General features: G+C 43.1%; 10 protein-coding genes, 1 tRNA gene, 1 rRNA gene and 1 riboswitch. Of the genes, 6 read left to right on the forward strand and 6 right to left on the reverse strand.

From position 1 onward, the window contains the following. On the reverse strand, positions 1-1,995 hold the full coding sequence (gene csrD / locus ELZ11_RS16245) for an RNase E specificity factor CsrD (protein ID WP_137358462.1): 1,995 nt from the start codon (positions 1,993-1,995) through the stop codon (positions 1-3). A gap of 133 nt (positions 1,996-2,128) precedes the next feature. After that, positions 2,129-2,680 carry a single-stranded DNA-binding protein gene (locus tag ELZ11_RS16250; protein WP_137358463.1) on the reverse strand — a complete coding sequence of 184 codons (552 nt, stop codon included), beginning with the start codon at positions 2,678-2,680 and terminating at the stop codon, positions 2,129-2,131. A gap of 277 nt (positions 2,681-2,957) precedes the next feature. Between ELZ11_RS16250 and ELZ11_RS16255 the strand changes: the two genes are divergently transcribed. From ELZ11_RS16255 to ELZ11_RS16270, 4 genes are all read left to right on the forward strand, one after another. Beyond that, entirely contained in the window at positions 2,958-3,605 is a 648-nt protein-coding gene (locus tag ELZ11_RS16255) for a LuxR C-terminal-related transcriptional regulator (protein ID WP_137358464.1), read from the forward strand. A gap of 119 nt (positions 3,606-3,724) precedes the next feature. Continuing rightward, positions 3,725-4,597: a UTP--glucose-1-phosphate uridylyltransferase GalU gene (galU, locus tag ELZ11_RS16260; protein ID WP_137358465.1), complete on the forward strand. Its 873-nt coding sequence runs from the start codon at positions 3,725-3,727 to the stop codon at positions 4,595-4,597. A 133-nt stretch (positions 4,598-4,730) separates the two neighbouring features. After that, complete coding sequence (gene uvrA / locus ELZ11_RS16265) at positions 4,731-7,556, forward strand: excinuclease ABC subunit UvrA (RefSeq protein WP_137358466.1); 2,826 nt, start codon at positions 4,731-4,733, stop codon at positions 7,554-7,556. A 71-nt stretch (positions 7,557-7,627) separates the two neighbouring features. After that, complete coding sequence (locus tag ELZ11_RS16270; RefSeq protein ID WP_137358467.1) at positions 7,628-9,394, forward strand: PglL family O-oligosaccharyltransferase; 1,767 nt, start codon at positions 7,628-7,630, stop codon at positions 9,392-9,394. Between the two features lie 28 nt (positions 9,395-9,422). Here the strand turns inward: ELZ11_RS16270 and ELZ11_RS16275 are convergent, their stop codons facing one another. Then, a complete protein-coding gene (locus ELZ11_RS16275) occupies positions 9,423-10,541 on the reverse strand; it encodes a pyridoxal-phosphate-dependent aminotransferase family protein (protein WP_137358468.1) in 1,119 nt (372 codons plus the stop codon). A 176-nt stretch (positions 10,542-10,717) separates the two neighbouring features. Continuing rightward, positions 10,718-10,894: riboswitch (Lysine riboswitch) on the forward strand. A gap of 103 nt (positions 10,895-10,997) precedes the next feature. On the opposite strand from ELZ11_RS16275, the gene lysC reads away from it, so the two are divergent. After that, positions 10,998-12,368 carry a lysine-sensitive aspartokinase 3 gene (gene lysC / locus ELZ11_RS16280; protein ID WP_137358469.1) on the forward strand — a complete coding sequence of 457 codons (1,371 nt, stop codon included), beginning with the start codon at positions 10,998-11,000 and terminating at the stop codon, positions 12,366-12,368. Between the two features lie 65 nt (positions 12,369-12,433). Here lysC and metH read toward each other — a convergent pair whose 3' ends face one another. Next, positions 12,434-16,111 (reverse strand): methionine synthase, encoded by a 3,678-nt coding sequence (gene metH, locus ELZ11_RS16285; protein ID WP_137358470.1) that lies wholly within the window; start codon positions 16,109-16,111, stop codon positions 12,434-12,436. 192 nt (positions 16,112-16,303) lie between these two features. Here metH and ELZ11_RS16290 point away from each other — a divergent pair, with 192 nt between their 5' ends. Continuing rightward, positions 16,304-17,608 (forward strand): cation:proton antiporter, encoded by a 1,305-nt coding sequence (locus ELZ11_RS16290; protein ID WP_137358471.1) that lies wholly within the window; start codon positions 16,304-16,306, stop codon positions 17,606-17,608. Positions 17,609-18,604: 996 nt separating this feature from the next. Here ELZ11_RS16290 and ELZ11_RS16295 read toward each other — a convergent pair. Beyond that, positions 18,605-18,681, reverse strand: a tRNA-Asp gene (locus tag ELZ11_RS16295). A 45-nt stretch (positions 18,682-18,726) separates the two neighbouring features. Next, positions 18,727-18,842: ribosomal RNA gene (gene rrf / locus ELZ11_RS16300) — 5S ribosomal RNA — on the reverse strand. Positions 18,843-18,846 lie beyond the last annotated feature (4 nt).

The raw sequence follows: 18,846 nt of genomic DNA on the forward strand, positions 1-18,846 counted from the left end.
CTAATTACTACTTTTTCGCCATCGATTTCTGCGGCCAAGTTTGACGACAGATTCAGTTTTAGGCGCCGGAATAATTTGAGTCTCTGAAGCAAAGTATCGGCCTTGATAGCCTTGAACACCAAGTTCAAGTAAAGTGTTTTTTTCTTGCTTCGTCTCCACACCTACGGCAATAACTTGAGCATTAGAGTCGCCACATGCTCCAATGATACTGCTCACAAACAGCTGATTTTCATGTCGGCGATCGATACGTTTTATCAAGCTTCGATGTAACTTAATGAAATCAACTTTCAGATCTTTAATATAATGAGTGCTGACTATTGTTCTACCCGCTTGACCAACAATGACCTTACATCCAAGGCCAGAGATCATGCGGATAACAGGTCTCATATAATCTAGGTGAGTCACCAAGCGTCCCTCTGAAAACTCAAAGCTCAAATTTTGACGCGCTTTTATTGGGATCTGTAATAACTCATCCCTAAACCATTTAAAATACTGTTTATTGGAAAATGGTACAACATTCAAGTTAATAGAGTAGCATATTGGCTGTCGCTGTTCTTTGATAGATTGCATTAAAACCGTCAGCATGGATTTATCCATTTGCGATTCATAACCCACTTGCTCTATCGCCGACATAAAACGAGAAGCTTTAATAACCCCTTTTTCAGGGTCAGTAATTCTAACGAAAACCTCTTGATGTAGAAGTGCTTTATCTGTCTCATTTTTGAGAAAGTAGCAAGGCTGAGCAAAAATTAAGAGGTTTTCTGGAAGAAGGGCTTTATCTAAAAGTGTTCTCCACCGAACGCTGCCTCGTTCCATTTCATTACGAGTTTGTTTAGGAAAACGACTCCAGTTATTTGCGTGCTGTAACTGAGCGCTTTTCAGAGCCGTTTCGACTTCATCCATAATTTGACTGTGTCGATCGCCTTCCCCATACATAGTGACACCTATGTGGCACCAGTTATCAATATTGAGTGGTTCGGGAGGCGTGATCTTTTCGATTTGTCTAATACATTGCGAAGCAACCGTCGATATATCTTTCACTCCTTGATGAGGAATAAATACAGCGAAGTCAGCATCGTAGTAACGAGAGAAGATTACATCAGGGTAACGCTGCACTATATTCGACAGCACGCCACCCACTTCAATTATAAAGTTGTCGCATACCTGTTTATCATTACTTTCAACAACCTGTTCCCATTCTTCAATACGCACAAGCAAGATACCGCCACGAGCCCCGCTTTCATGAAGCGCCGACTCAAGCTTATTATCAAATAGAACACGGTTAGCTGTTCCGGTTAGCTTATCTAAAAAGGTCTGGGTTCGAATAAATGTATCAAAACGGCTTCTTTCTTGGCGAGCGTCTTGAAGCTCCTCAATCAAAACATCCAAAGCTTCACTAGCGGTGTATGGCCATTCACTGTGATCGCCCTTGGCATATTGCTCAACTTGCCCAGCTAAGATCATCCTGCCGCGCTCTTCTAACAGCTCAGAGCCCATAAGTTGTTCTTTCAGCCAGCGAACGCCCCGAACTAAACAAAATATGACCAAAGCAACAGCCAATGTAATTGACCATAATGCTTCAAGGGAATAGTTATAACCTATGTATGGAGGGAGTGCTTTAAACTCGATTTTATAGCCGTCATTTCGTTCTAAAACAAAAGTTTGTTCATATAGACGACTGGGATCAATCTGAGGAGAAGTATCTTTAAAGCGGTAAACCACACCTGCAGAATTAGATAACTGCATTTCAACAATATTGGAGGCTTGCAACATTTTCGGCATCCAACGCTGCATCGAATAAGCGGCGTCAGGATCTTCCATTTCTTTATCGACCACCTCCACAATACCGACCAAATAATGGTTTAAGTATTCTTGCCCAATGCGTTTAAAGGACAAGGTGCCACCTATAAAGAGAATGAACATCGCACTAATAACGATCACTGTGACAAACGCAACCAAACGAGTGCTAAGTTTTAAAGTAGGGGTATATCTCATGAATAACGAAATCCTTTTCAACTCACTTTATACCGTATCACTACTTATACTATATAATGCAATTGTAAACAAAGCGTTAACTGTTTCTGTTTTAATAAAAAAGCCGCGTTAAACGCGGCCTTCTTGAATCACTTTAGAATGGAATATCGTCATCGAAATCCATTGGTGGCTCATTGTATTGAGGCTGAGCTTGTTGCGGAGCCTGCTGCTGAGCGGGAGCGTTGTACTGCTGCGCTTGCTGTTGCGGTGCCTGTTGCACTGCTGGCTGTTGAGGTTGGCCCCAACCGCCTTGTTGCTGGTTCATACCGCCTTGAGCAGGAGCGCCGCCCTGAGCACGGCCACCTAGCATCTGCATTACGCCATTGAAGCCCTGAACAACCACTTCTGTTGTGTAACGGTCTTGACCGCTTTGGTCTTGCCACTTACGAGTTTGCAATTGACCTTCAATGTATACTTGAGAACCTTTACGCAGGTATTCTCCAGCCACTTCCGCTAGTTTGCCAAATAGTGCAACACGGTGCCATTCCGTTTTTTCACGCTGTTCGCCAGTCGCTTTGTCACGCCATGATTCTGACGTTGCAATCGTAATGTTCGCTACCGCACCACCGTTAGGCATGTAACGAATTTCAGGGTCGTTACCTAGGTTACCCACTAATATAACTTTGTTTATTCCACGGCTCGCCATGATTTGCTCCGTCTAAATACATAGGTGTCTTAAAAATTTAGCGCATAAGAATAGCACGCTTTGCTGCTGTGACAAATTGCAATCCTACTCTTCATTATGGCTAAAGAATAAAAGCGTAACAATTCATGACTTTCAGAGCAGTAATACTTTTTTCGCAACTTACAAACCACATATTTACGTTAAGAATTGATATCCAACGCAACCCATCAGGTTGCATATAGTGATGGTGTGTATTCAATGACAGAGTGAGGTTTCATTTCAACTAATCGGTGAGCTTATGAAAACATCCAGCTATAAAAGAACGCTTCACTTTCTTTGCTTAGATCCAAGCCTAAAGTATTTACACGTGGATAAATTACAACAACATACGGCTATCAATATCCACTACATCACGCCCGAAGAATTACTGTGTATCAATAAAAAGCATCGTAACCGAATTTTGCTTATCGACCACCGCCAATACCCAACTCTAATTGAGCACCACCCGAATCTACCCGTTGCTTGGAAAAATTATGAAGTTATTTTATTCAATGTCACACAGCGCCTCACCACTGATGAACTGATCAACTTTGGAATATTAAAAGGACTATTTTATCGTGATGAAAAACACGACAAAGTGATTGCCGGTATTGAGGCGGTGATTGACGGACAGAATTGGCTACCGAGAACTGTATCGGCCCAACTACTCTATTATTATCGAAACATCGTGGATACCAACACTACGCCAACCAATGTAGACCTCACGATTAGAGAGCTAGAAGTTCTAAGATGCTTACAGTCGGGTTCTTCAAACACACAAATGGCTGACGATTTGTTCATCAGTGAATTCACCATCAAATCCCATCTCTATCAAATTTTCAAAAAGCTGGCTGTGAAAAACAGAGTTCAAGCAATTGCGTGGGCCAATCAAAATTTGCTTTCTTAAACTTCATCCACAATTTGAGAATCAATTGGGGTTTCCTCTCATTCGATAATGATTTTTTCACATTGAGCATGATAAAGTTACGCCCATATACATAACTTAAAAAATAAATAGGTCTTATCATGATCAAAAAATGCCTTTTCCCGGCAGCTGGTTACGGTACACGTTTTTTACCTGCCACTAAATCAATGCCAAAGGAAATGATGCCGGTGGTTAATAAACCGCTAATCGAATACGGTGTCGAAGAAGCAATACAAGCTGGTATGGATGGTATGTGCATTGTGACTGGACGTGGCAAACACTCCATCATGGATCACTTTGATAAGAACTATGAACTCGAGCACCAAATTAACGGCACTAACAAAGAAGAGCTACTGGACGATATTCGTGAAATCATTGATTCGGCGAACTTTACCTATATTCGTCAACGCGAAATGAAAGGGTTAGGTCATGCTATCCTTACCGGTCGTGAGCTCGTCGGCGACGAACCTTTTGCTGTGGTACTGGCAGATGATCTTTGTGTGAACGAGCAACAAGGTGTACTCGCACAAATGGTGGCTTTATATAAACAGTTCCGTTGTTCAATAGTAGCAGTTCAAGAAGTACCAGAAGATGAAACCCATAAATATGGCGTAATCTCGGGTGAAATGATCAAAGATGATCTTTACCGTGTCGATGATATGGTCGAAAAACCAGAAGCAGGAACCGCTCCGAGTAATCTAGCAATCATTGGCCGATACATCTTAACGCCAGACATTTTTGAACTGATCGAACAAACGGAGCCAGGTAAAGGTGGAGAAATCCAAATTACCGACGCGCTATTGAAACAGGCTAAAGCAGGTTGTGTGCTGGCTTATAAATTCAAAGGGCAACGCTTCGATTGCGGTAGTGTTGAAGGCTATATTGAAGCGACAAACTACTGCTTTGAAAACCTATATAAAAAAGACGAGCAGAAAGTTGAGCTAGATAAGCATTCGACGAAGAAAGAAGCATAAGCTCGCTTTACTCTTGTTTAAAGGCGCTCATACAGAGCGCCTTTTTTATTACTGTTTTTTTATCCAGTAATTCTTTGCACAAATCTCACACTATGTAATACTTGTTGGACTGAAAATTACATGGTCAGCAGAGATGGATAAAATAGAAGTCAGAGGCGCTAGAACTCACAACCTAAAAGATATTAACCTCACCATTCCCCGCGATAAGCTTATCGTTATTACGGGACTTTCTGGTTCAGGGAAATCTTCACTCGCCTTTGACACCTTATACGCCGAAGGTCAACGCCGCTACGTTGAGTCTCTTTCTGCTTATGCTCGTCAATTTTTGTCTCTAATGGAGAAGCCTGACGTCGACCATATTGAGGGTCTGTCGCCAGCAATATCTATCGAGCAAAAGTCCACTTCGCATAACCCTCGCTCTACCGTTGGAACCATTACTGAAGTGTATGATTACTTGCGCTTATTGTATGCGCGAGTTGGTGAGCCTCGATGTCCAGATCACCACACACCTTTGGCCGCCCAAACCATTAGTCAGATGGTTGATAAAGTTCTTGAGCTACCAGAAGGCTCTAAAATGATGCTACTCGCACCAATCATTAAAGAACGTAAAGGTGAACATGTTAAGACGCTAGAAAACTTAGCTGCCCAAGGTTTTATTCGTGCACGCATCGATGGTGAAACTTGCGATCTCTCCGATCCACCAGCACTGGAACTACATAAGAAGCACACTATCGAAGTGGTCGTCGATCGTTTCAAAGTACGCCCCGATCTTCAACAACGTCTTGCTGAATCCTTTGAAACAACATTAGAGCTCTCAGGTGGTATTGCCGTGGTTAGCTGGATGGATGATTCTGACAAAGAAGAAATCATCTTCTCAGCTAATTTTGCCTGCAGCCACTGTGGCTACAGCATGCAAGAATTAGAGCCCCGCCTATTCTCTTTTAATAATCCAGCAGGCGCTTGTGGTACCTGTGATGGATTAGGCGTTCAGCAATACTTCGACCCTAGTCGAGTCATTTTGGACGAAAATTTAAGTATTGCCGAAGGCGCAATCAAAGGCTGGGACCAAAAGAACTATTATTATTTCCAAATGCTGACCTCTTTATCGGAGCATTATGGATTTGATTTATACGCACCATTCAAAGGTCTGCCAAAGAAAACCAAAGACATTATTTTAAAGGGTTCTGGCCGCACTGAAGTTGAGTTCAAATACATCAACGACCGTGGCGACATACGCGTAAAACGCCACCCTTTTGAAGGGATACTCAATACATTAGAGCGCCGCTACCGCGACACTGAATCCAATGCTGTTCGAGAAGATCTAGCCAAGTACATCTCTACTAAGTCTTGCTCTAGCTGTGATGGCACTCGATTAAGAGTTGAAGCGAGAAATGTCTTTATCGGCGATACGGCTCTCCCAAAAATAGTTGAACTCAGCATCGCGGATGCGCTGCAATTTTTCCAATCGCTACAATTAGAAGGTCAGCGCGCGCAAATTGCAGAAAAGGTCATGAAAGAGATCAATGATCGTCTGCACTTCTTAGTTAACGTAGGCCTAAATTACCTCAATTTATCACGCAGTGCTGAAACCTTATCAGGTGGAGAAGCGCAGCGTATCCGCCTCGCAAGTCAAATCGGAGCCGGTCTTGTTGGCGTAATGTATGTATTGGATGAACCTTCAATAGGTTTACACCAGCGCGATAATGAACGTCTACTAAAAACTCTGGTTCATCTAAGAGATTTAGGTAATACAGTACTCGTAGTTGAGCATGACGAAGATGCGATTCGCTGCGCCGATCATGTGATTGATATCGGCCCAGGTGCGGGAGTTCACGGTGGACAAGTTGTAGCTGAAGGTACAATAGATGACATTCTAGCTAATCCTAATTCACTTACGGGCCAGTACCTGAGTGGAAAAAAGGAAATCGCAATTCCTGAGCAAAGAACACCTATCGATAAAAAGAAAGTGGTCGAACTCATTGGGGCAACTGGTAACAACTTAAAGGAAGTCACTGCAACCATTCCCGTTGGCCTGTTCAGTTGTATTACAGGGGTGTCAGGTTCAGGTAAATCAACTCTCATCAATGACACTTTCTTTAAAATTGCTCATACCCAACTTAACGGTGCTACAACAGCACTGCCAGCTCCGTACCAGAAAATCAAAGGATTAGAACATTTCGATAAAGTTATCGACATTGACCAAAGCCCAATCGGACGCACACCTCGTTCCAACCCTGCGACTTACACTGGTATTTTCACGCCAATTCGAGAGTTGTTCTCTGGTACACAAGAGGCACGCTCTCGCGGTTATAAACCGGGACGCTTCAGCTTTAACGTTCGCGGTGGGCGCTGTGAAGCTTGTCAGGGTGACGGCGTTATAAAAGTCGAGATGCATTTCTTACCCGATGTGTACGTACCTTGTGATGTGTGTAAAGGAAAAAGATATAACCGAGAAACACTCGAAGTTCATTACAAAGGCAAAACCATAGATGAAGTACTCGAAATGACAGTAGAAGATGCTCGCGTATTTTTCGATCCTGTTCCGGTTATTGCCCGTAAATTACAAACCTTGATGGACGTGGGTTTGTCTTACATTCGTTTAGGCCAAGCCGCCACGACCCTGTCTGGAGGTGAAGCTCAACGCGTCAAACTTGCACGTGAACTTTCCAAACGTGATACAGGAAAAACGCTCTATATCTTAGACGAGCCAACTACCGGCCTGCACTTCCATGATATTCAACAGCTCTTAACGGTACTTCACCGATTGAGGGATCATGGCAATACTGTTGTCGTGATTGAACACAATTTGGATGTGATTAAAACCGCTGACTGGATTATTGATTTGGGTCCAGAAGGCGGCCAAGGAGGAGGCGAAATTATCGCTGCTGGTACACCTGAAGATGTGGCATTAGTCGAAGGTTCTCATACCGCCAGGTTCCTTAAGCCTATGTTAAAGTAATAAAAAACGCTAAAGTAATAGAGCTTGCCCAACATAAAGGCAAGCTCTTCTTCTTTCAGGAACCACTTTTTATGGCAACGATACATACTAGCGGTACACAGCTAGAGCCTCAGCTCAAGCGCTTACCGTTAAACAAACCATTTTTAGTCACTCTTGGCATAGTCTTCTTACTCGCCATGCATTTCTTTATGCCGAACCCAGGAGGAGCAGGCTTAGCTCTCTCATTTAATACAACAACATGGTTAGTATTAAGCTTTACTCTAGCCATCGGGTTTTATCAGTTGGCGAGTAACCGGTTCTTCCGCTACTCAAAACTGACAATCGGTTTGCTGATCAGCTGCATCATCTTAACACTTCCCGTTTTGTACCCCGACTCAGACTTATCAAACGCATCATCAAGACTGATTGGCTTATGGGCTGGCTTTTCTCTGTTTTTACTATTACAGCAATTTCATTTTACCAATAGTCAAAAGCAACGGTTACTGTGGTTTATCGCTTTAGCTGTCACCATTCAAGCTGCGTTTGGTTACATACAATTTCTCGCTCTAGAGCCTGGTAATTTTTTTGGTTATAACACCATAGCCAATCGCCCATATGGCATTTTCCAACAACCCAATGTTATGGCGAGTTTTCTAGCTACAGGGCTCGTCATTTCTGCCTACTTGCTTGCACGGCAACCTCACAAATACAACCAACGACTCAGTAAAGTTAGTCTGTTGTATGTTTTACCATTACTAACGATTCCATTATTGGTGACACTGGCATCACGAACAGGTTGGCTATCGGCCACTTTAGCTGGAGCTTTTGTGCTCCCTTATCTTTATAAGTATTCCACTCCAAAACGATTTATTGGATGGTGTGTCTCCGTCGTGCTCGGAGTTATCACTGGTATCATACTTTCAAGCTACAATGCAGGAGAAGGTGGCAGCTTAGCAGCTAAGAAAGCAGATTTAGATAGCCCAAGAGATTATATGTATGCACAATCTCTGGATATGATGATCGAGAAGCCTTTCACTGGGTATGGCTATGGAAAGTTCGAATCAGAATATATTCTTTACACCGCACGACAGCATCAACTCAACAGCAGCTACACGCCAGGGTTACCATCAATGGATCACCCGCATAATGAATTACTGTATTGGGGTGTTGAGGGAGGCATAGTCCCTATCATAGGTATTCTTCTTGCAGCATTGATGGTACTAACTCGGATAATAAGTGCGAATAAGGGCACGCGATTAGCAATGTTCGCGTTGTTTATCCCAATTACCTTACATTCTCAATTGGAATACCCGTTTTATCACTCGGCAATTCATTGGATCACTTTTATTATTTTACTGTATTGGGTGGATCAAAGAGTTTCTAGCTATTCAGAACAAAGCTTCAGCATTATCAGTAAAACGCTTTTCAGAGTGCTTAGTTTAGTGCTACCAATTGTCGTGACCTTTTATATGGTCAGCGCTTTGCATACCAACTACGTTCTCACTAAGTTCGAACAATCTAAACCTAAGAACCCTGATTTACTTAATGAAGTCACCAATCCCGTCGTTTGGAAAGACCGTTTCGACTGGGATGTATACAGCACCTATCTCAATATCGGTTTGTATACTGCAGACCCAACATTAATTCAGCCATATGTTGATTGGTCACTAGAGATAATCAAAAGTAAACCCCGGCCAGCCTTTTACAGTAACTTAATTCTTGCTTATCAGGGGTTAGGAGACACTAGTCGAGCAGAGCAAATTCGAACTGAAGCAATGTTTTTATTTCCAAACAAAGACTTCTCAAAAGTTCAATATAAAAAGCCTTCTGTGGCTCAGTCAGCGACAAAAAGTGAATAATAAAAAGGAGGCTTTAGCCTCCTTTCTGTTATTGCAGCGCTTCTTCTAAAGCTCTCAAACATAGAGAGACATTTTCACTACGAGCTCCATAGCCCATTAAACCGATACGCCAAGCTTTTCCTGCCAGAGCCCCTAAGCCGGCACCAATTTCAAGATTATATTCTTCCAATAAATGACTACGAACTTTTACTTCATCTATCCCATCTGGGATGTAAATAGCGTTCAACTGAGGTAAGCGACTCGCTTCCTCTACGACAAAACTGAAGCCAAGCTTTTCTAAGCCAACTTTCAGTTTATTGTGCATCGCCTTATGTCGTGCCCATGAGTTTTCTAAGCCTTCATTTTTTAGAAGAACCAATGACTCATGTAAAGCATACAAACTATTCACTGGCGCCGTGTGGTGATAACTACGTTTACCTTCCCCACTCCAATAACCAAGCACTAAACTTTGATCCAAGAACCAGCTTTGGATTGGTGCTTTACGTGCCTGAATCTTTTCCACAGCCTTTGGTGAAAAAGTGACAGGTGAGAGCCCAGGTACACAAGATAGGCACTTTTGGCTCCCCGAATACACGGCATCCAATTGCCATTCATCGACCAGTAGTGGCACACCTCCTAGTGAAGTTACCGCATCGACAATCGTCAACGCGTCATATTGTCTCGCTAACTCTGAAATCGCTTTGGCATCAGATAGGGCACCTGTAGATGTTTCGGCGTGAACAAAGGCCACAACGGCTACGTCAGGGTTGTCTTTAAGAGCTTGCTCTACTTTCTCAATCGAAACCGGAGCACCCCATTCATCATCGATAACAATGGCTTCTCCACCGCAACGAATGACATTTTCGCGCATTCGTTCACCAAAAACACCGTTACGACAAACTAATACTTTTTCTCCAGGTTCAATCAGGTTAACAAAACATGTTTCCATACCTGCGCTGCCAGGAGCTGATACCGCTATCGTGAACTCATTTTCAGTTTGAAAAGCGTATTTGAGTAGCTGCTTTAACTCATCCATCATGCCTATAAACAGTGGATCTAAGTGACCGATAGTTGGGCGACTTAATGCTTGAAGCACCTGTGGTGAAATATCTGATGGTCCTGGCCCCATAAGCGTACGATGAGGTGGAATAAAACTGGTAATCGACATGGGAGCTCCCTGCATACAATGATGTGAACAAATACATTAAAGCAATTTTCCACTTGCAGCAATTAGCCCAAGGTATACAGGTCAAACCACCATCACATTGTTGCTAAAATAATTTTACTTTTCTGTCACTTTACCAATTGACATTCAGGTCACAAAAACGTTCAATGAAATAGCTATCTAGCAGAAGAGGAGCATTGCCCAGGTAGATGTTTTGTGGAACCTCATTTCCAATACAAAACATTCAGGGGGAGCAATGCCGAGGTAATTAGAACATGTGGGTTCTAACTATCGGTTGTTTAGGCTGAATCCTATCAACTGTCGCCATTTCTATATGGTGAAGAGCTTCTGAGGTGACTATTCAAATAATTCCTCTCTTTTTGCTCTAAAACTCTCTTCAAACATTGGATGTTGGATTACCAACTGTAATTTATCTTAGGAAGTCGTGGGAGAAATGTCGTGAGCACATTTAATGTAGCTGGTTCTTTTAATGTCGCTAAATTTGGCGGAACAAGTGTTGCCAATTTTGAGGCGATGAGCCGTTGTGCTGCCATTATTGAAAATAATCCTAGCACTAAACTCGTAGTCAGCAGTGCCTGCTCTGGCGTAACCAATTTATTGGTTGAACTAGCCAATGGCGTACAAGAAAAAGAGCGCCGCCAAGCTCTACTGAATCAAATCGCAGAAATTCATCACGCGGTATTGGATCAATTAGCCGATCCAACACAAGCAGAAAAAGAAGTTCACCTAATCTTGGACAATATTGGGAGCGCTGCAGAAGCCGCTTCATTCCAATCAAGCAAAAAGCTCACCGACCACCTAGTTGCTTGTGGAGAACTAATGTCAACGCACCTCCTCACCCAACTTATGCGTGAGCGAGGCATTGCGGCGGTTCGTTTTGATATCCGAGAAGTACTTCGTACCAACAGTGTATTCGGTAAGGCAGAACCGCAGCTTGAAGAAATTGCGCGCCTAGCCCAAGAGAAGCTTATCCCTCTATGCCAAGAGTATGTGGTGATAACACAAGGTTTCATCGGCTCAGACAACGAAGGCAACACCACTACCTTAGGCCGTGGTGGCAGTGATTATTCGGCGGCACTGATTGCAGAATCAGTACAAGCGGCGGGATTAGAGATCTGGACTGACGTTCCAGGTATATACACCACAGACCCACGCATTGCGCCTAAAGCCTCTCCTATTCCAGAGATCAGTTTTAGTGAAGCTTCTGAAATGGCTAACTTTGGCGCGAAAATTTTACACCCTTCGACGCTAGTGCCCGCTCTTCGTCACCAAATCCCAGTGTTCGTTGGTTCATCAAAAGAGCCAGAAAAAGGCGGGACTTGGATTCGCCAGCAAGTGGAAAGCTCTCCTCTATTCAGAGCCCTTGCCCTACGTTGCAATCAAACCATGGTTACCCTTCGTAGCGCTAACATGTTCCATGCTTATGGCTTCTTAGCGAAAGTGTTTGAGATCCTTGCTAAGCACAAGATCTCAGTCGATCTCATCACGACATCCGAGATCAGTGTGTCATTGACTCTTGATCAAACCGATACCGCTGGCGGTGCTCCTGAATTACCTGAAGCAGTAAGAGTCGAACTTGAAGAGTTATGTACCGTAGAGGTAGAACACAATCTATGCTTAGTTGCGTTGATTGGTAACAACATGAGTGAAAGCAAAGGCTATGCTAAGCATGTCTTTGGCACCCTTGAAGATTTTAACCTAAGAATGATCTGCTACGGTGCTAGCCCACATAACCTGTGTTTCTTGCTTCATGAATCGGAATCCAGAGCGGCTATTCAAAAACTTCATAAAGAACTTTTTGAAAATTAAACAACATTAAAAAAGGGTTGCTCAACAGCAACCCTTTTTTGTGTTCAATGCACAGCTTAGAAGCACTAATTAATATTTGGTCCTAACCATTTCTCCGCTTCTAGCATATCCCAGCCTTTACGCTGAGCGTAGCTTTCCACTTGATCTTTCTGAATTTGGGCAATCGCAAAATAGCGAGAATCAGGGTGTGAGAAATACATCCCGGATACAGATGCACCCGGCCACATTGCATAGCTTGTGGTTAACGACATATCTATCGATTCTTCTACTTTCATTAACTCCCACAGAGTACCTTTTTCGGTGTGTTCTGGACATGCTGGGTAACCAGGAGCAGGGCGAATACCTTGATACTTCTCTCGAATCAAATCATCATTTGTTAGGTCTTCATCTGGAGCATAACCCCAAATATCTTTACGTACGACTTGGTGCAGATATTCAGCAAATGCTTCCGCTAAACGGTCGGCTACTGCTTGAATCATGATCGCATTATAGTCATCACCTTGCGCTTTATATTCATCCGCTAACTCACGCTCACCAATACCGCCAGTCACCGCAAAACCACCAATCCAATCAGCTTTGCCACTCGATTTCGGAGCAATATAGTCTGATAAACAGTAGTTATACCCTTTCGGTTTCTCAGTTTGCTGACGAAGATTATGTAAGACCTTTAGAACCTCTGTGCGAGATTCGTCAGTGTACACTTCGATATCATCACCCACACTATTAGCAGGGAACATTGCACACATACCACGAGCTTCTAGCAGCTTCTCTTGCTCAACACGATCCAACAAATCGTTCGCATCTTTAAACAGGCGCTGCGCTTCTTCACCTACCTCTTCATGGTCTAAAATTGCTGGGTACTTACCCACTAAAGACCAAGTCATAAAGAATGGGGTCCAATCAATGTATTGACGTAAAGTCGAGACATCGAAGTCATCAAAGATATGCACTCCAGGTTTCGCTGGCGCTGGAGGGGTATAGTTTTTCCAATCAATAGCGACTTTGTTATCACGCGCTTTCTGTAATGAGATTGGCTTAGTTCGAGGTGTTTTGCGATTATGTTGATCGCGAACGCGGTCATAATCTAAATCTAACTTCTCGACAAATGTCGGTTTCAATTCTTCAGAGAGCAGTGAAGTACACACACCTACAGCTCGAGAAGCATTGTTTACATACACAACCGGCTCTGAATAGTTTTGCTCAATTTTTACCGCGGTATGTGCTTTAGAAGTGGTCGCACCGCCAATTAATAAAGGAAGAGTGAACCCTTGACGTTCCATTTCTTTGGCAACGTGTACCATTTCATCTAATGATGGAGTGATCAAACCGGATAAACCGATAATATCAACGTTCTCTTCTTTGGCTACCTGTAGGATCTTTTCACACGGAACCATGACACCTAAATCAATGATCTCGTAGTTATTACATTGAAGTACAACCCCAACGATATTTTTACCGATATCGTGTACGTCACCTTTTACGGTTGCAAGCAAGATCTTACCATTAGACGTCCCAGCCGCTTTTGAGGCGTTGATGAACGGTTCCAAATGAGCCACCGCCTGCTTCATTACGCGAGCCGATTTCACAACTTGTGGGAGGAACATTTTGCCCTCACCAAATAAGTCGCCAACGACGTTCATGCCATCCATCAATGGCCCTTCAATCACCTCGATAGGCTTATCCGCATTAACACGGGCTTCCTCGGTGTCTTCAACGATAAACTCTGTAATACCTTTTACCAAAGAGTGCTCTAAACGCTTTTCTACTGGCCAAGTACGCCACTCTAAGGCAGAGGCATCATCTTCTTTGCCCACTGCTTTATCTAGATATTCCTGAGCGATGTCGAGTAGCCTTTCCGTACCATCATCGCGGCGGTTTAGAACCACATCTTCAACAGCTTCACGAAGCTTTTCTGGGACGTTATCGTAAATTTCTAGTTGGCCAGCATTCACAATCCCCATATCCATACCATTTCTAAAACAGTGATATAGGAATACCGCATGAATTGCTTCACGTACGTAGTTATTACCGCGGAAAGAGAAAGATACGTTAGATACCCCACCCGAAATCATCGCATGTGGTAAATCACGTTTGATATCGGCAACGGCGTCAATGAAATCAACCGCATAGTTATTGTGCTCATCGATACCCGTCGCAACAGCAAAGATGTTCGGGTCGAAGATAATATCTTCTGGTGGGAAGCCGACTTCATCAACCAAAATTCGGTAAGCATTAGTACAGATTTCCAATTTACGCTCACGCGTTTCCGCTTGCCCCACTTCATCGAATGCCATCACGATAACCGCGGCACCATAACGACGGATCAGCTTCGCTTGTTCGACGAACTTCTCTTTGCCTTCTTTCAAAGAAATAGAGTTAACGATACCTTTGCCTTGAACACACTTAAGACCGGCTTCGATAACCTCCCATTTAGAAGAATCGACCATGATCGGCACTTTGGAGATTTCAGGCTCAGACGCACATAAGTTCAAGAAGCGAGTCATACAAGCTTCAGCATCTAGCATCCCTTCATCCATATTAATATCGATGATTTGCGCGCCACTTTCGACCTGCTGACGAGCCACTTCTAGCGCTTCGTCATACAACTCTTCTTTGATCAATCGTTTAAAGCGAGCTGAACCGGTAACGTTAGTCCGTTCACCGACATTAACAAATAGAGTATCTTTCTCAATTGTAAGCGGCTCTAGTCCAGATAAGCGACAAGCAACTTTAATCTCAGGTAATGGACGAGGTTTAACACCTTCTACTACTTGAGCCATCTGACGAATATGCTCTGGTGTTGTACCACAACAACCACCAATGAGATTGAGGAAACCACTTTGAGCCCACTCTTGGACATGTTCAGCCATATCTTCAGGGGATAGGTCATACTCACCAAAAGCATTAGGCAAGCCCGCATTCGGGTGCGCAGATACGTTGCTTTCTGAAATTCGAGAGAGCTCTTCGACATAAGGACGCAACTCATCTGGGCCAAGAGCACAGTTCAGACCAAAAGAAATCGGTTTTACATGGCGCAATGCATTGTAGAATGCTTCCGTAGTTTGGCCTGACAACGTACGACCTGAAGCATCGGTAATGGTACCGGAGATCATGACTGGTAACGTGATACCCAGCTCTTCAAATACCGTGTCCACAGCAAAAGCACACGCTTTGGCATTCAGCGTATCAAAAATAGTTTCGATAAGAATTAGGTCAGATCCGCCTTTGATAAGCGCTTTAGTCGATTCAGAATAAGCTTCAACTAGCTCATCAAAACTCACGTTACGGTAGCCTGGATCATTTACATCAGGAGAAATCGAGCAAGTTCTGTTGGTAGGGCCTAATACACCAGCTACATAACGAGGGCGATCTGGCGTTTTCGCTGTCCATTCGTCAGCCGCTTCACGTGCAAGTTTCGCCGCAGCGAAGTTAATTTCTTCACTGAGACTCTCCATATCGTAATCCGCCATCGCAATGGTCGTGGCGTTAAAAGTATTAGTCTCTAGAATATCCGCGCCAGCTTCTAGGTACTGGTTATGGATCTCTTTGATCAGTTGAGGCTGAGATAAAACAAGTAAGTCGTTATTACCCTTAAGGTCACAATGCCAATCAGAGAAACGCTCACCGCGGTAATCATTTTCTTCAAGCTTATAATCTTGGATCATGGTGCCCATGCCACCATCAATCAGCAAGATACGTTCTTTTAATTGAGCTTCAATCTGTTGCTTTACATTACTTCCCACAGTACAGCCTCATTCCTTTAATTATCTAAACATCCTACCATATAAATTGTAGAAATCTAGACGTCTAAAATGGCTAATCTAGACAAAACACCAAGAATAAAGACTTACATAAGCATGACAGAAAATGGTTGCTATTTAAGCGCTGAGCCATGAAAATCCAGTGAAATATTTAGTTACATTCATGAGTCAACTATGTCCGTCTACTATACGCTTTGCTTTCTATCCGCGGCAGCAATGCTTATCGCCTTCGTCAACAGCAAAATAGGGAAAATGCAAACGACTATCGCCATTACTGCTGGCGCTATGATGCTTTCTCTATTGATATTAATCGCAGGTCAAAATGATTGGTTTCAATTAACTGAAATTGCCACTGAGACCATGACCAGCATTAACTTTGAAGACTTCCTTCTCAAGGGGATCCTCGGTTTTCTACTGTTTGCAGGCGGCTTAGGTATTAAACTGCCTAACCTAAAAGATCAGAAGTGGGAAATTACCATACTGGCATTAGGTGCCACCCTGTTTTCAACTTTCTTTATCGGTGGCGTGCTTTACTGGTTCTGTCAGCTCATTGGAATTCAATTCGACTTTGTTTACTGCTTACTGTTTGGCTCTTTAATATCTCCAACGGATCCAATCGCGGTACTGGCAATAGTGAAGAAGCTCGATGCACCAAGAAGAATCTCCACTCAAATCGAAGGAGAATCCCTATTTAATGATGGGTTTGGCTTGGTTATTTTTGTCACTCTGTTCACAATTGCATTTGGTACAGAGACACCAACGGTATCAAGTGTCGGCTTTCTATTTTTCCAAGAAGCAATTGGTGGAATCGCTTACGGGTTCGCTTTAGGGCTACTGTTTCACTACCTAATCAGCTCAACCAATGATCATTCAATGGAGCTTCTGCTTACTATTGGTGTGCCAACCGCTGGCTATGTATTCGCTGACGTTATTCACGTATCTGGACCACTAGCTATGGTTGTGTCAGGGATAATGATAGGTAATTGGACACGCTTTATCGGATTCTCAAAAGAGAGTGAAGAGCACTTAGACCACTTCTGGGAGTTAGTGGATGAGTTTTTAAATGGCGTGCTATTTCTGTTAATTGGTATGTCGATGCTACTCTTCAAATTCCATCAGGAAGACTGGATACTAATGGCGTTTGCTATTCCTTTAGTACTTGCGGCTCGTTACTTAAGTGTTTTCATTTCTTATATTGGATTCAAACGCTACCGTACCTACAACCCTTGGGCAATTAAGATCCTAACTTGGGGTGGTTTACGTGGGGGGTTAGCACTGGCAATGGCACTGTCAATACCATCAGGCATACTTGTTATTCCAGAAAAGCTAATCGACGTAAAAGAGATCATCTTGGTCATGACCTACGCTGTTGTCGTGTTCTCTATTTTGGTGCAAGGCTCAACAATTACACCAATGATTGAAAAAGCAAAGCTAGCCGAAAAAGAGTTAGAAAGCACGAACGAAGCAGAGGTTAAATAGCTGAATAAAGTACTCTACTAACGCAGTAACAAATGCCTTGTTTGTTACTGCCATTCATCCGTCTGCAACACCAGAGATCAAGCAATACTCAAACGTTATCAATACCGAATGATTTTTTGATTCTGATAAGCTCACTAGGCTTTAGCAACTGATACTTAGTATTTGTAATAAAGTCACAGGAGAGCACCCTTAGGGTAAAACACGCCCCTCTTACTAGCTAACACAAAGAGTTCTTAACGTATTAGGAGGATCACTTTAATAGTCTATCCGAAACTGCCTCTAACCAAACTGATAGCCCAACCTATATCCTATTATGACAAACAATTAGTCGAGCGATTAAAAGCGTGCGCACAACTCCAAAAGATAGAGGCCTACCGACCTAATTAACTAGACTTAATTTCTCTTACAATGTGGAACTGTTTGCTTTCATACATCAAAGTTAATCAACCCCATAAAAAATACTTACAGTAGACTTCTTCCCGAGCCCTACTCACTTCATCAAAAACCTTATTTGTAATATTGAACTACATTCATCGGTATCTTATAGAGTAGATCTATTGACGATAACCAGAAAGTCACAACAGTAATCCAACGAAGTTCTCTCGTAAATGCATTAAAGTCAGATACAAAATTATCTTATTAGATACATAACTGTTGTCATAACGCCACCACTCACCTGCGTCGTCATCACACTTTAATTATGTATAGGGGGGTAAGCTCGTCTAGCGGCATGAAAGTCTTCTCAATCTGCCCACGCCTTTTGGAGTACAAATCACTAAAAGATAAAGAAAGCTAATAGTAAGTTTGGCTTTGTATGATTGATAGCTCAGAGTATATTTTCGAGAAGAAGTCAGGAAAAATAATAATGAAAAGCGATTGAATAGGAGAGGAGCTCTCTCAAAGGTAGCTGAAAGGCTCGCAACAACTAAGCGGTTAAAGTAATAAGCTAGAAACGTAAAAAAGCCCGATACTCACGTATCGGGCTTTTTTAATAAGTGGCGGAGTGGACGGGACTCGAACCCGCGACCCCCGGCGTGACAGGCCGGTATTCTAACCAACTGAACTACCACTCCGCAGTGGACTACTTGTCACTATGGACAAGTCGTTCATAATTTAAAGCCTGGCGATGTCCTACTCTCACATGGGGAAGCCCCACACTACCATCGGCGCTATTGTGTTTCACTTCTGAGTTCGGCATGGAATCAGGTGGGTCCACAACGCTATGGTCGCCAAGCAAA

The organism is Vibrio profundi (genome assembly GCF_005281835.1).
Taxonomy (GTDB): domain Bacteria; phylum Pseudomonadota; class Gammaproteobacteria; order Enterobacterales; family Vibrionaceae; genus Vibrio; species Vibrio profundi.